Below are 14,145 nucleotides of genomic sequence, written 5' to 3' on the forward strand. Positions count from 1 at the left end.
ATATATGATGTTAAAGAAGGTTATGAGTCTCGTACTAATCTTGTCGATCCTTACTTCTGGCGTGATGCAATCGCTAACCTTTGCTTCAGGCGCAGAAATTGAAAAATGGGCAACGAGTCCTGCAGTGGATTTGAATTCAGCAGCGGCTTCGGATAAGTTTCTAACGGTTTCGGGAATCATGAATCAATTTCAGGTTACAGAAGAATGGTTGGATAAGCAGTTGTCTCAAGGCTATACACTCTATGAGATTTCCAATGCTCTTCAAGAAGGGCAAGACCATTTTGAAAAGAACATTTCCCGGTACAAGCAAGTTCGGCAGATTGATCAACAGGTACGAAATGAACAATCGGCAGCATTAACGCCGTTGTTAAACACATCTATTGCAGCTTCCAGTTATGATCAGACGGCTCTGGAGCAGCTTGGCTTATCCAATGAAACCTCCGCGTATGAGGTGGCCTATGGTATGGATGCCATTGATGCGTCTACAGGCGAATTGAAGTTGCGTATGACAGATTTGATGTTACCGGGCGCGCTCCCTTTCAGCCTGACCCGAGTTTATGATAGTTCTCGGGCTAGTGAGAAAATCGGGGTTGGCTCGGAGAATGGTGCCTACTTAAACCGTGCAGAAATCAGAAGAGAAGAGAAAGATTCGGCCTTGGGAAGAGGATGGAGATGGGAGCTTCCTTTTATAAAAGAACAAGGCGGCCAATGGATCATGGACTTCCCTGGAATTGGGCGTTATCGGTTATCGGAGAACCTGGAGCTGCAAGGTTATCCATGGAATGATGTGCAAGTGTCCTTCGATGCTAGCCAAACGGTTGATGGTGTAGCTAGTAGTTTCAAGATATCTCTATTGAACGGAAACCATTACTATTTTAGCGCTGCAGGGTATCTCATTTTGATTGGAGATAACTATGGAAATCAAGTGAAACTGCACTACTCCACCCACAATAGCGGCAATGTTCTTTCCCGCATTTCAAACAGTGATGGTAATGAAATAACCTTTGTTTATACCGATGGAAAAATCACCGTATCGCAAACAGGCACGAATAAAAAAGTTGACTATTTTACATCCATAGACAACGAACAGCCGGTCTTGAGCGAGGTCAAGGATGCTATAGGCCGAAGCAGTAAATACTTTTATTCTTTTCAAGAGTCCGGATTCAATCTTTTGGAGTCATTAAAGGACCAGGGAAATTTGCAGGGAACAAAAAAATCGGCGTTGTTGGTTCGAATATTGCATCCTTCTTCGGCAACGACAGAATTTGATTACACTTCCAGCCGCAAGTTCATAGGGCCTTATGCCATAGACACCGTATTCAAGCTGAAGTCGCGTGAGGATGCGTACTCGACAGAGGTTGGAGATGTCGTGCTTCAGCCGGCAGAATTTAGTTACTCTGGCGAGGAGCTTAACAGCTATGGACAAAGTGCAGCGTTCACTACAGTCATTAAGGACGTTCGCTCGCAGGAGACGCTATCGTTCGAAAAGACCTTTCAGGGTGAAGGGCAGCCCGATATTATCTATTTGAAAGAACAGTTAAGCGAAGACGCTACTACAGGCTTAAAACGTCAGTTTACCTACAGTGATACAGCTGGATGGAACATCCCCGTTGCAGTTACAGAAAGCTACCGGCAGGGAGGGTCAGAATCCCAACCTCTGACGATAAACTATCGGTATAATGAGCTGGGTCAAGTGCTTTCGGAAAACTGGAGTACAGGACAGGAAACGATTTACAATTATATGCTTTCCCCGGCTCCATTTTTCTGGTCTCTTCCTGAGCAGGTAGACATCAAAGTGAGTGACGAGAAAAAGCGCATTCAGCGATACAGTTATAACGATCAGGGAGACGTCAAGCAGGTAACGATCCGAGAGAATAGCGCAAGCGGCAAATTACTAGCGCAATCCGATTTGGAATACGATGCGTATGGAAATTTGATTGCCTCAAAAACAAAGGATGACCAACGTACAAACACAGTGAATTATTTCTACGCCTCTCCATACGGTAAGCATCTTCTTTCCGAGCAATCGATGGTGATTCGTGCCATGGATGGCACTTCTAGCGTATCCAAGCAGAGCTTCACTTATAATGCAGCAGGAGAGCTGATCACTTCTACTGATGAGGCTGGAGCTGTTACTGCTTTTGCTTATGATGCGCTTGGGCGGATGGTGAAGACAACCTACAGCGATCAGAGCACCACGACTGTTCAGTATGATGATGAGCAGCGAACCGTGACTACAACCAGTCCTGAAGGAATCACAACTACCCAGCGGTATAGTCCTCACGGGTTTGTCGTTCGAGAAATCGTAGATGATGCGATCTTCCAGTACGGCTATGATGAAGCAGGGAACCTGGATCTTTACAAAGATACGGAAGGCAATCAGACCATCTATACCCACGACGGTTTTAGACGCCAGACAAAGGCGTTTTATGCGGATGGCTCACAGTCTTCTGCTGCCTACGATATGGTTAATCGGACAGTGACAACTACAGATCCTGCAGGTGTGAAACAGCAAAAGACCTTTGACTTAGTTGGCAATACGCTCGCTGCTAAAGAGTGGAAGGACGGGATGTTTGTTGCACTGGCACAGGCTGCGTATGATCTTGCAGGGAATGTGTTATCCGAGACGGACGGGGAAGGGCAACAGACGCAATATCAGTATGATGCGCTTGGTCGGATCATCTCTGTGACGGATGCTGAGCAGCGGGTAACAAGATATACCTATAGTCTTGCGGGTGATTTGACCAGGGTTGAATATCCGGACGGCATAGCTGTTCGATATGAATATGACGAAGCAGGCAAGCTGATACGCCAGATTAACGAAGAGGGCATGGTAGAAGCGTTCTTTTACGATTCTCGCGGAAATCTGACTAAATACCTGGATCATGCCAGTCAAACGACACAATACCAGTACAATAGCGATAATCTTCTAACGAAGATCGTAGCTCCGGGTGAGGAAATTGCCTATACCTATGATTCATTGGGACGGCGAACCGGGATGACGGATTCGACCGGGACAACAACCTACCAATACGATCATGCGGACGGTTCGCTTGTGACGATGGGCTATCCGGATGGGACACGTATTGATTATACGTACAACAAACAAATACGTACTGGATATACATTGACGGATGCCAGGGGACAAGCAGCCGGAGCCAGCTATACGATAGATGTTATGAATCGTGTCAGTACGCTGGCGGTAGTAAAAGGAAATGCTGCTAATGGCGCTAAAACCTCGTCAATAACAGCAGCAGCCCCCGGCTCCCTCGCCACATTGGATCAGATCGCATTTGACTATCAATTGAATGGACTTTTAGAGCAAGGTGTATCCAGCAGTGGGGTGGGTACGGCATATCGTTATGACGGCTATGATCTGACGGGGATGACCGTAAGCGCTGGCGCCTCGAGTGTGACAAGAAGTGCACAAGAGAGAATGGCGGCTGAGGAAAGTCTGGCTACAGCCACAGAGGCAACTTACACACGTGCCAGCTTGAATATAGCAACAGGGTATACATTTAAGTATGACTATGACCTGAACAAGAATATTGTAGGTCGAACTCAAAACGGCGTTACGGATAACTTCACGTATGACCCGCTCAATCGTATTCATACAGAGAGCGGTGAAAAGAACAAGACATATACGTATGATCAACGCGGCAACATCCAGAATATCGAAGGCCGAGAATTACGAGGATTATCCAATGCTGATTTTACCTTCAATAGCTTGAATCGATTGACCAAGGTCAAAACCGAGGATGGAAAAGAAGTCAGTTATACGTATAATGGTGACGGCCTGCTTTATGAGCGGTTGGAAGGAAACAGTAGAACCCGGTATTATTATGATGAAGAAGCAAAGCTGATCGCCGAAGCGGATGTTAGCAGCGGGACACCAAGTATAACCTATACCTACATCTATGATTTAAGCGGACGCTTATGGTCTCGTGTAGATCACAGCAGCAGTCAGGTGCAATATTACCAGCTGAATGGTCACGGGGATGTTGTGGGTCTGACTGACAGCCAAGGACAGCAACTCAACGCCTACACCTACGATATTTGGGGGAACCCGGAAACCGAAGAAGAGACCGTACCGAACGTATTCCGCTATTCCGGCGAGTATTGGGACAGCACAACCGATCTGCAATACCTGCGCGCACGTTGGTATGATCCGAATGCGGGAAGATTTGTATCGAAGGACCCTTATCAAGGCAGTCTTGATAATCCGTTGAGTTTGAATCGGTATTCGTATGTGAGTAATAATCCACTTATTTATGTTGACCCGAGTGGAAATATGCATACTGAAATGGGGATCGTTTATTCTGAAGATGATCGGAACAAGATAAATGCATTTAAAAGGATTTATGAGTATGGATTAAAACAGAATGATATTCGATTAATGCAATCAGCCCACGATGCTGCAAATTTAATTAGAGTACAATATGAAGATGAAGTATATAGAATAACTTATACTGACTATTTTTCAGGAGAGCCTCTCGAAAAGAGAGTTGTAGTGAGCTATACACGAAACATGTATCATGAATTAATGTATGGTAACGCTCGAGAAATTCCACTTATTGATGACCCGATGTTCTATATTCTCGACGGTGGATTTGCTTTGCCAGCAAAATTAGTAACAACTAGCGCTAAAGCAATAAGTAAGAAGGGAGCTAGATATGCTTTAAAACTCGACTTGCAATTGTTTGCAAAAAAAGATATCAAGATGGTTAACGATGCTGCAAAAGATGTTGGAATTGATCGTAATTTATTTGGAGAATATATTCATGAAATTAAAGCACAACTGGGAATGAGGGCCAGTGATAATTTCACCTATAAACAATTGGTTGAATTGGCAAAAGAATTAAAGAGAAGTATGAATTAGTGAGGATATTATTATTTCAATAGATTGAAAGGGGCAACTATATTGAGCATAAGAGGGAATTGTGCACTTTGTTTTACAGACAGTCAGTTGAACCACTCTGAGATCAGCAGAATACTTAAATTAACTCCTTCAACGGTAATAGAGAGGGGGCAGGTTATCAGCGAAGCTTTAAAAAAGAAGTCGGATACAAGTAAATGGATATATAAAGAACCCATTCTTCAAGGCGAGGAAGTCTCTCAAACATTAACTCGACTATTAGAACGATTGGACCACGAAGTAATTAATAACGTTATTAGAAAAAGCAACAATTCATGCATCGCTATTTATATTAATTCTGAAATGGCCCAAATCGGATTTGAGCTTTCAAACAAGGCCATCAATTTACTGAGTAAATTTGACTTGCGTCTAGATATTCATATTCTTTCGTTCGGATTAGCTGAGGACTAGATTACTATTTTAATGACCACTGATTCAGATAAATATCGAGTAAGTTGAATTTAAATTACTTAAAGGAGCCGATTCTTTCGGCTCCTCAGTCTGTAGACAATGTTTCTAGTGAAGTTGGGCTACAGGCTTTTAACGAAATAAGAAAGAAAACCCTATAATAACATGTTTAAATTGCTAAGTAGAGTAGAAATATACGTATGATCAACGCGGCAACATACAGAATATCGAAGGACGAGATCTGCACGGATTGTCCAATGCCGACATTACCTTCGATAGCTTGAATAGATTGACCAAGGTCAAAACCGAGGATGGAAAAGAGGTCAGATATACCTATAACGGCGATGGTCTGCTTTATGAGCGGTCGGAAGGAAATAGTAAAACCCGGTATTATTATGATGAAGAAGCTACCATTAAAAATCTTATAAACCATGAGAAGGTGTTTGAATGACTGATATAATAAAAGAAAATTTCCTTAAAAAAGCTGTTATCTATGATAACATTTGGTTGTACTTTATTAAAACTGCAATAGCAGTAGTTTATGACTGTGAAAAGAACGGGATTGCAATAACGGCAATAGAGGCATTTAAACTAACGGGTGAAGGCATACAGCCATCGCAAGAACATAGCGTATTTTTTAATCCCGGTGAAGACAATTGGAGTAAAGCGATTGATTTCTTATCAAATATTAAAGATACTAGCTATCTATATGAAATTTGGTATGAAGGGTACTAATCGGATTCAGCATAATACCATAATACGTTGAACATGACCTCGATAGGCTTTGTGCCTTTCGAGGTTTTCCTTTGGTGTGGGACTGATCACTGCCGATGAACTCATCATTCAACCAGTTACAGCAAAAGGTATGGTTAAGATAGGAAAATGGTTTGAAGTTAAGGTTATGGGTAAGGGGAAGATTGATTTAACGGTTAAACCTATTGCCGAAAACCAAAAGCTTCAAAATGCAATAAACTAACTATATCCTCCATATGCTACTGTTGGAAATGGAAGTACGATGGACGCAATCAGGCATGAGTTGAATACGGGTCAACTTGTTGGAGGGAAAAGTCATTTGCAAAAAGGTAAAGAGAGAGTAAAGAACTTAGAGAATATACTAAAAAAGGAACAGCTTAGCACTCAAGATAAAGCATTAGCTGAGGCGTTACTCCAAGATTTGAAAGCTGCTCTCTCCGGAAAGTAAGGTGACTAGGTATGGATTATAATAACGTTGTTCAAAAAATGCTCAAGGTAATACCTGAGGTCACTCCGCTATATGAAAAAGAGTTAGAATGGTGGGATGAGATATTACCACATATCGTTTTCGGTGATGTTGTAAATCCCTACATTATTAGATTGTTGCGTGAAGGTAACGACGAACAAATAGCAAAGAATGTTTTCAATTTTCTTGAGCAGATGGCTATTTGTTCGGACGAGAAAGTTCATGAAATATTAGCGGTAACAGTGCTTGAACAACTAGGTGACGACCCGACGATTTTAGAAGAAGCAAGAAGATACATGGGAAATGAAACAAAAAAAATATCCGACGAGGTAGAAAAGGGTTGGGGCAGATAACCTAATACCTCTATTCACGAAACCTTGATTGCCTAAGCCCTGCATTGAAAAATGGCTGGAAAGTTGAAATTCCTAATGGTAAAAAACCTATTGTAGTACAAATTATGAATGAGGGTTCGGGTGGCAGGACACAACCTTATTTTAGGGTAAGTATTGACGGGAAAAGGCTCCTTTACGTTGGATGGAAAACTGACTAACGATAAAGGACTGACGCATATTGATATGACGGACGACTTTTTGAAGCCAATCACAGACATTGTAAATTCTTATACTGGGAAGTGATTGAATGAATTGAAGTTACAATTAAATAAATTATGGGCAGGGACAATCGAAAACCTAAAAATAGACTTACTGAATAGTTCGATCGCTTTGAAAATTCGGGTGATTGAAAACGGGGTCCTTAGTAATTTCGAAGTGATTTTTTATGAAATCTCTACACATTACTTTATTAAAAATAGCGGTGAAAATAGACTTGAGAATATTCAGGTTGAAGAAGGTGGTTACTTAGAATTAACGTCTATTGATTACTTTGAAACTAGTATTTCATCTGCTAATTTTGCATTAGAAATATGGAGTTCAATGCTTTTCATTGAGGCTAAAAAAAATGCCATCAACGGTGTTGTTTTGGATGCTTAGAAGATCAAACTGCAATTAGAAAAATAGACTAAAACCTTGATTGGCTTCGTGTCTTTCAAGGTTTTTCTTTGGTAAGGCTGTTAACTTTCGAACAAACTTAATCATTCAATCAGTTACAAAAATAATCCATGTAATACTCATATATAGATTCGTCATTATGGTTATACGCGAGTAAAGACTTGAATTTTATTCTCTAAATAAAGCTATTTCATTACAGTGACTCTTAGAATTTTGACGTTTTGATGACCTTTGTAAACAAAATTAAATAAGGTACGTCATTATAAATGTATGACCCTTCCTGTGGGGCATTTTTTGTTATTGATGCAGACATATTTTTATTAAGTGCTCTGCTTTTACACTGGGACTTACAATCTAAAGTATTGGGAAAGGATGAATTAGGGAATGAAGCAGTTTTACCGGTTTATTATTATTGTTTTTGCAATTGTAGTTATTGGAGGATGTACGAGTGAGAAGAATTCACAAATTGAACCTCTAAAAGAAAAAAACCAAACTTCCGGTGAACTTCAATCAAGCAAAAATGAAACTAACCACTCAAATGAGGAGGATATTAATAAGTTGGCATCCGAAAATTCGGTAAATCCTTCGCTCTATTATTCAGTGGAGAATACTCCGGAAATCGACGTTACTGATCGCCAAGTTTTATGGAAACAAAAGGATCTTGTTTTTACAGCGGATATTTCAAAGTCGGAGGGAGAACAAGTTTACGAATCCGATACAGTGATCAGTAAGATGCAAATTGATAGTAGCTATGGCACCTATACCATATCTTTGGATAGAAAACCGCTTAGAGTTGAGTCTTTATCTTTATCAAATACTGATTTTTTAGCTGTTCATGTTGACGATCATGAAGGATCGAGACTAATTGTCGTGGATTTGGCTAAAGAGAACCAGGTAATAATAAATGATCTTATACCTGAAGGAAGCGAAGCGATCAATGGTTATAATTGGTCTCCTGACGGCAAGCAGCTTGCTTGCGGCTTTGGCGATCTGGGGTCAAGTTTTTTAGCGATATTTAACATTGAAAACGAAGAACTGCGTGTTGTCTCCGATGAAGATTATGAATATATACCTGCCGTTGTATGGCATAAAGACGGCCTAGGGTTGGATTTTATTTCAATGGGGGGCACTTCAGAGGAAGTACTATTATACCGATATAGGGAGGATTCGATCAAAGAAGTTTTGAAACTTGACGAGAAAGACGAACAAATGATCATGGATAAATTACCTATTTATATTAAATGAGACTTAAAGGCGGGGAATTCTCCCCGCCCTTTTTTGGCAAGTGGATCCAAGTGAGTTTACGCATATGCACGGGGCTGGAGTTGTCTGGGAACTCCCAAGTCAGTAAGGAAAAAGATGGGTGACGGTGCTTACAAAATAGTAGATCTTTACACAATGGGCGAGCTAAGTGATTATGTAGATGTCTCGATAATAGGTCGTATACTGTTGAACATTTTGTTATGGGTAAGGGAAATGCTCTAGTTTTAAGAAACTGGTCGCATTTCCAAGAACACTGCTAACTTAAAGACTTGGGCAGAGAAATGGTTGGGTGAGACAAGATACAGTTGGTGGGTCGAGCAACAGGGAGTAAAGAACGCCGATGGAACATTTAGTTGGAGGCTGAGGTTGAAACCCAAAGCTAGTACAAGGGGAGGACTAGGTGCAGGTAGTAATCAAGCTCGATTTGATGCTAGAGTGAAAATGAAGTTTCGAGAACGTTAGCTAATAATAGTACGATCTTCCAGTGATTTTCTCGCAGTTAGCTCAAATATTGAAACAACAAAATGTATCAACAGAACATAAGACTCTTGATGTTAAAGAAGTAGCAGTTTTTTTAGGGTCTCCACTTGGATGATTTACGAAATGGTACGGAAAAAGAAAATTCCCTTCTTTCGTATCGGTAGTCGGATATTTTTTAGACAAGCTGATCTGGAGATGATGATAAAAGAGCAAGTGCAAGGTAATGTGAATCGAAGATAAATGAGTTCTTTTATTGGGGATTTGGTCCCAAATTGGTCCCAATTCATCGAAAATGCTTGTGTTATATTATTTATTATTACTCTGTATCAGTCTTAAGGTCCTTATATAATATGGGCTGAACAAACTGTTATAATAAAAAAGCGGGGCTCTCTTTCGAGAGCCCCATCATGGGAGAGGAGAAACCGGACGAAGAGCTTATGGGGAAACGTAAGTCTTCTCCGCGGTTGTCTACGACATTTGTGATGTCGATAGCTCCATTGTGTCCCTTCCAGCCAGAATTATACATAGTGTGATGAAAAACTTGTGTGGATTGCATTTTTCAATCCTTATGTGATTGTGGTACGATATCGACAGGCATTTCAGCAAAGAAGGTGTGCAGACAATGAGAGTAATATCAGGTCAAGCCCGCGGGAGAACGTTGAAGTCGGTTCCCGGCATGGGAACAAGGCCGACTACAGATAAAGTCAAGGAGGCTCTGTTCAGTATGATTGGGCCTTATTTTGATGGAGGACAGGCATTGGATCTGTTCGCTGGAAGCGGCGGCTTGGGAATTGAAGCGTTGAGCCGGGGGATGGACAAGGCTGTATTCGTTGATTTGGAGTACAAGAGCATCGAGGTGATCCGCGCCAATTTAAAGGCAACCGGCTTTGAGCAGCAGGCAGAGGTATACAAGAATGATGCGGAGCGGGCGCTAAAGGCGCTTGCCAAGCGCGGTGCTTCGTTCGATCTTGTCTTTCTGGATCCGCCATACCGATTGAAGCATGGAGACATGCTGATGGATATGATGGACAGCCTGAATCTGTTGAATACCGGCGCAACAATAGTGCTTGAATATGAATCTTCCTATACATATCCGGAAAGACCGGGTTCTTTTATCGAGCTGCGCAAAGCACTATATGGTGAAACTGCCGTCTCCATTTACAGCTTTGACAAAGAAGACACGGTCCGGCAAGATGCCGGGCGAGGAGGAGAATAATGGAACAACCTTTTCCAACACCGCGGGTTGCGGTGTACCCTGGGAGCTTCGATCCTGTGACGAAGGGTCACATGGATATTATCCAGCGGGCTTCCCGCCAGTTTGACAAGTTGATCGTGGCCGTACTGAATAATTTGAGCAAGAAGCCGTTGTTCACGGTGGAGGAACGCAAGGAACTGCTAGCCGCTTCGACGAGCCATCTGCCGAATGTGGAGATCGATAGCTTCCGTGATCTGCTGGTCAATTACATGGACTACAAGCAGGCGCATGTCATTGTCCGCGGAATCCGTTCTGTAACCGATTTTGAATACGAGCTTCAGCTGGCTTCGACCAATCATAAGCTGAACAGTGAGGTCGAGACGATCTTCATGATGACCAACCCGAAGTATTCTTATCTTAGTTCCAGCGTAGTAAAAGAAATTGCCTGCTTCAACGGAGATGTGTCGGATCTGGTGCCGTCCGAGGTTGAGCAGGCATTAATAGCAAAATATCAGAAGCCGCAAGGCTGATGCCCAACCACTATGAAATTAGCGGACTCTGAGCCTGCGGAGCCAAAGAGCTATGCAGATGCTTCCTGTCAGTATGGCGGCCAGCAGCAACGATTGAAGCTGGAGCATACCGACTATTTGCTCCCAGGTTGGCAGGGGCGTATAGCCAGTGGTGTCAGGATCAACGGAAGCGGGATTAATCCCTGAGGCGGCCGGCAGTGTGCCTGGGAACCAGTGCATCGCCGGTTTCCATAGCAGCAAGGCGAGCAGACAGGCATAGGCCGCATGGATCATTCGGTAGAGAATAAAGCTGCGGATGCCGATTCCTGCGGGATATAGAATCGAGCGAACCTGAAGCAGCGCACAAAGCCCTCCCCAGCCCAGCATTGCGGAAATCCATGCAGCAAGTACGGATGGCGGAAGGGCCATTTTTGCTGCGGTATAGGCCCCTAAATGAAGCTTCAACAAGCCCGAGACCAGGGCTTGTGGCAAGAAAGAGGGCCATGCGCGGGTTAAGACATGAATGACGACGGCAAATATCAGCATGTAACCGCCGATGTTCATTAAGGTCTGAACGCTTTTACTTACGGCATCCCCCAGAAGCTTTCCGAAGCTGCGCCCGTCCTCCTCTTGCGCCCGTCTCATTTCCGAGAAGACAAGATGCAGGATTCCTTTGTTTTCGGAAGGCTTGGAGGAAGCAGGGAACCTGCTGGAGCTGCCGGGACTGGTTCCGCTGCTCCTCAGAGTCGCTGCTGCGCCGAGTCCTGCGAGCCAATGGATCCCCAGAAGCAGGAGGCCGAGTGCGGGGGAGCCGATGAAGCCCGTGCCAATGACAACGGTCAACAGCATCGGGCTTCCGAAATGAGCCGCGGCGGCCATTCTTTCCGCTTCTTTAGAGGTTACTTTTCCTTGCTGATATAAAGAAGCCGAAGCTGTCGCGGCCGCCGGAAATCCTGCGATCAATCCTAAGGGGATCACATAGCCTGCCAGGCCGGGCAAACCGAGGATGCGGCGGGTGAAAGGCTCCAGGAGCACGCCAAGACCTCGTGCAAATCCGCTTGCGAGGACAATTTCGGTCAGCACGAGAAAAGGAAGCAGTGCAGGAAAGACGATGCGCCACCAGATTGCCAATCCTTGACCGGAGGCCTTAAAGGCTTCACTGGGGGCGTATACGATACAGATCACAAGAATGACGGCGGCCAGCCCGAACAGCAGCGTAGAGCTGAGACGACCGGCCGTTGAGGATTTGCTGGGCAAGGCATTCACCTTCCTTGGCTCTCGTAATGGGTCGCTGTGGTAATCTAACAAGTACAAGTCTTAGCTATACCGAATATATGCTGAAGCTGGGGCAAGCATGACTCTTCAACAGCAAGCGTAGTAACAGAGGAGGACAGGAAATGCGCAGAACCCGATCACCCGTAATCAAGGCGGGCTTATATGTAATTTCTCTAGCTATTCTGGTCTATGTGGTTGTCTATATGCCCACTCCTTATATGGTGAACCAGCCGGGCACGGCGGAGGAAGTGAAGCCGATGGTTACGATCATCGGAGGCGATACAGAGGAGCAAGGCACCTTTATGCTGACTACGGTATCCGTGAGCTATGCTAATTTGGCGCTGCTTTTGTCGGCCCAATTCAAGCCTCATGCTGAGATTGTTCGCAAGGAGCCCGACAGAAATGACGAAGAGTATCAAACCCAGCAGAGATACTACATGAGCACTTCCCAATCCAGTGCGATTATGTCCGCGTACCGACAAGCCGGAATCGAATATGAGGTGGTTCCCGAGTATGTATTCATCGTCGGATTTTCTGAGGCGATTACACCGAAGGGCGACTTTCATCCGGGTGATATTCTCAAGGAGATTAATGGCAGCCCGATCGGCAAGTTTGAGGATTTGTCCGGTCTTCTGAAGGGGATGGCTCCGGGAGAGCAGGTGGAGCTTACGTATGATCGGGGCGGTAAAATAGCTACCCAGAAGGTCGAACTGGTGAAGATTAGCGAGGAAGATGGCAATATCAGAGCCGGCTTGGGCGTGACGGTGGGCGAGGTCCGGAAGATTGAGCCGAAGGATTCGGATAAAGAGGTTCAGTTCGCAGATACTCGAATCGGCGGCCCTTCCGCCGGGCTCATGTTTACACTGGAGATCTATAATCAGCTGACCCCTGGTGATCTGAGTAAGGGCTACCGGATCGCCGGTACAGGAACGATGTCTGAGGATGGCGCCGTCGGCCCGATCGGAGGCGTAAAGTTTAAAATTGTTGCCTCGGATCGGCAGGATGCGGAAATTTTTTTCGTCCCGGAGGGTAATTATAAAGAGGCAGAGACCAAGGCCGACGAGATTAAAAGCGATATGAAGCTCGTGCCGGTTAAATCGGTACAGGATGCGCTGGATTATCTGGATGGTTTGGAGCCAGCGGCATAAGGGTGACTGGGGCCGAACTGCCGCCCCTCATGCCTCGTTGTCACCAATAATTACAGACGGAAGCGGATTGGCGGCTGACGGTATTCTCTCAGCAGAGCTTCTGTCGTTCGAGGACTAAAGCTGTTGGCATATACGGAAGCCGCTTGCAGATCAAGCTCTAGCTGGTCTCCGGTCATTCCTGCGACTCTGGTTAGCACAGGCAGCCGGGCAGTTTTCTTCATTTTACGAAGCAGCTCCCGGCCTGCATCATTGAAACCCAACACGCGCAGGTATTCAGGTCCGGCAGACAGAGAAGACTCTGAAAGCTTGCTCTGGTCATGCTGCAAAAGAATATGAGCAAGAGTGCGCTGCAGCTTTGTTCGGGTATAGCGCTTGGTCTTGATCTGATCGAGCAACTGCTCAACGCTCGGCGAGGTTAGCTTGGGGAGAGCTTGCTTGATACGGTATTCCAGTCCTTCGGTCATGTCATACAGACCGGAGAGCTGCTGGGGCGAAGCCAACAGCAGCTGGTGGAACAGCTGGGGCGCGAAGCTCTCCCAGCTGACCGGCCCGCGGCCCGCGGCGAATTCGCGGGCCAGGATTTGCGCCGTGCTCGGCGGCATGTAGGGCGCTGCGGCCGCGAGGCCGCCGCCCGACAGCAGCGACCGCACGGCGGTAGCGCTGGCGATGTCCGCAGCCTGCGGCGCGGCATCGTGGTACCCCGCGGCATAGCGCCGCACCGTAAGC

The 14,145-nt window shown here is 45.0% G+C and carries 14 protein-coding genes and 1 pseudogene; 13 read left to right on the forward strand and 2 right to left on the reverse strand.

Annotation, left to right across the window (positions count from 1 at the left end):
* Positions 1-178: 178 nt before the first annotated feature.
* From TX85_RS06580 to coaD, 12 genes and pseudogenes are all read left to right on the forward strand, one after another.
* Positions 179-4,879, forward strand: coding sequence for an RHS repeat-associated core domain-containing protein (locus tag TX85_RS06580; protein WP_233500635.1), 4,701 nt, complete (start codon positions 179-181; stop codon positions 4,877-4,879).
* 42 nt (positions 4,880-4,921) lie between these two features.
* Positions 4,922-5,326: a DUF4279 domain-containing protein gene (locus tag TX85_RS06585; protein ID WP_044478296.1), complete on the forward strand. Its 405-nt coding sequence runs from the start codon at positions 4,922-4,924 to the stop codon at positions 5,324-5,326.
* 247 nt (positions 5,327-5,573) lie between these two features.
* On the forward strand, positions 5,574-5,774 hold the full coding sequence (locus TX85_RS06590; RefSeq protein ID WP_044478297.1) for an RHS repeat domain-containing protein: 201 nt from the start codon (positions 5,574-5,576) through the stop codon (positions 5,772-5,774).
* The gene (locus TX85_RS06595) at positions 5,771-6,058 is read left to right on the forward strand and encodes a hypothetical protein (RefSeq protein WP_044478298.1); all 288 of its coding nucleotides are present in this window, start codon (positions 5,771-5,773) and stop codon (positions 6,056-6,058) included. The genes TX85_RS06590 and TX85_RS06595 overlap by 4 nt, the downstream gene beginning before the upstream one ends.
* A 76-nt stretch (positions 6,059-6,134) precedes the next feature.
* Positions 6,135-6,299: a hypothetical protein gene (locus tag TX85_RS26730; protein ID WP_158297309.1), complete on the forward strand. Its 165-nt coding sequence runs from the start codon at positions 6,135-6,137 to the stop codon at positions 6,297-6,299.
* 60 nt (positions 6,300-6,359) lie between these two features.
* Positions 6,360-6,524, forward strand: coding sequence for a hypothetical protein (locus TX85_RS06600; protein WP_158297310.1), 165 nt, complete (start codon positions 6,360-6,362; stop codon positions 6,522-6,524).
* Positions 6,525-6,535: 11 nt separating this feature from the next.
* Complete coding sequence (locus TX85_RS06605) at positions 6,536-6,895, forward strand: DUF7674 family protein (RefSeq protein WP_044478300.1); 360 nt, start codon at positions 6,536-6,538, stop codon at positions 6,893-6,895.
* Positions 6,896-7,177: 282 nt separating this feature from the next.
* Entirely contained in the window at positions 7,178-7,531 is a 354-nt protein-coding gene (locus tag TX85_RS06610) for a YxiG family protein (protein WP_148444343.1), read from the forward strand.
* A gap of 402 nt (positions 7,532-7,933) precedes the next feature.
* Positions 7,934-8,794, forward strand: coding sequence for a hypothetical protein (locus TX85_RS06615; protein WP_049894842.1), 861 nt, complete (start codon positions 7,934-7,936; stop codon positions 8,792-8,794).
* 603 nt (positions 8,795-9,397) lie between these two features.
* Positions 9,398-9,532: pseudogene (locus tag TX85_RS28150) on the forward strand (helix-turn-helix domain-containing protein); the annotation flags it as partial.
* A 382-nt stretch (positions 9,533-9,914) separates the two neighbouring features.
* Entirely contained in the window at positions 9,915-10,508 is a 594-nt protein-coding gene (gene rsmD / locus TX85_RS06620) for a 16S rRNA (guanine(966)-N(2))-methyltransferase RsmD (protein WP_044478302.1), read from the forward strand.
* Positions 10,508-11,017, forward strand: a complete 510-nt coding sequence (gene coaD / locus TX85_RS06625) for a pantetheine-phosphate adenylyltransferase (RefSeq protein ID WP_044478303.1) — start codon at positions 10,508-10,510, stop codon at positions 11,015-11,017. Before rsmD ends, coaD begins: the two co-directional genes overlap by 1 nt.
* Positions 11,018-11,035: 18 nt before the next feature.
* Here the strand turns inward: coaD and TX85_RS06630 are convergent, their stop codons facing one another.
* A complete protein-coding gene (locus TX85_RS06630) occupies positions 11,036-12,253 on the reverse strand; it encodes a nucleoside recognition domain-containing protein (protein ID WP_049894843.1) in 1,218 nt (405 codons plus the stop codon).
* A 140-nt stretch (positions 12,254-12,393) separates the two neighbouring features.
* On the opposite strand from TX85_RS06630, the gene TX85_RS06635 reads away from it, so the two are divergent.
* Positions 12,394-13,419, forward strand: coding sequence for a SepM family pheromone-processing serine protease (locus tag TX85_RS06635; RefSeq protein WP_044478305.1), 1,026 nt, complete (start codon positions 12,394-12,396; stop codon positions 13,417-13,419).
* A gap of 50 nt (positions 13,420-13,469) precedes the next feature.
* Here the strand turns inward: TX85_RS06635 and TX85_RS27380 are convergent, their stop codons facing one another.
* The gene (locus TX85_RS27380; RefSeq protein WP_262362647.1) at positions 13,470-14,138 is read right to left on the reverse strand and encodes a nucleotidyltransferase family protein; all 669 of its coding nucleotides are present in this window, start codon (positions 14,136-14,138) and stop codon (positions 13,470-13,472) included.
* Positions 14,139-14,145: the final 7 nt, after the last annotated feature.

The sequence above is a fragment of the Paenibacillus antibioticophila genome, from assembly GCF_000455265.1.
Lineage (GTDB): Bacteria > Bacillota > Bacilli > Paenibacillales > Paenibacillaceae > Fontibacillus > Fontibacillus antibioticophila.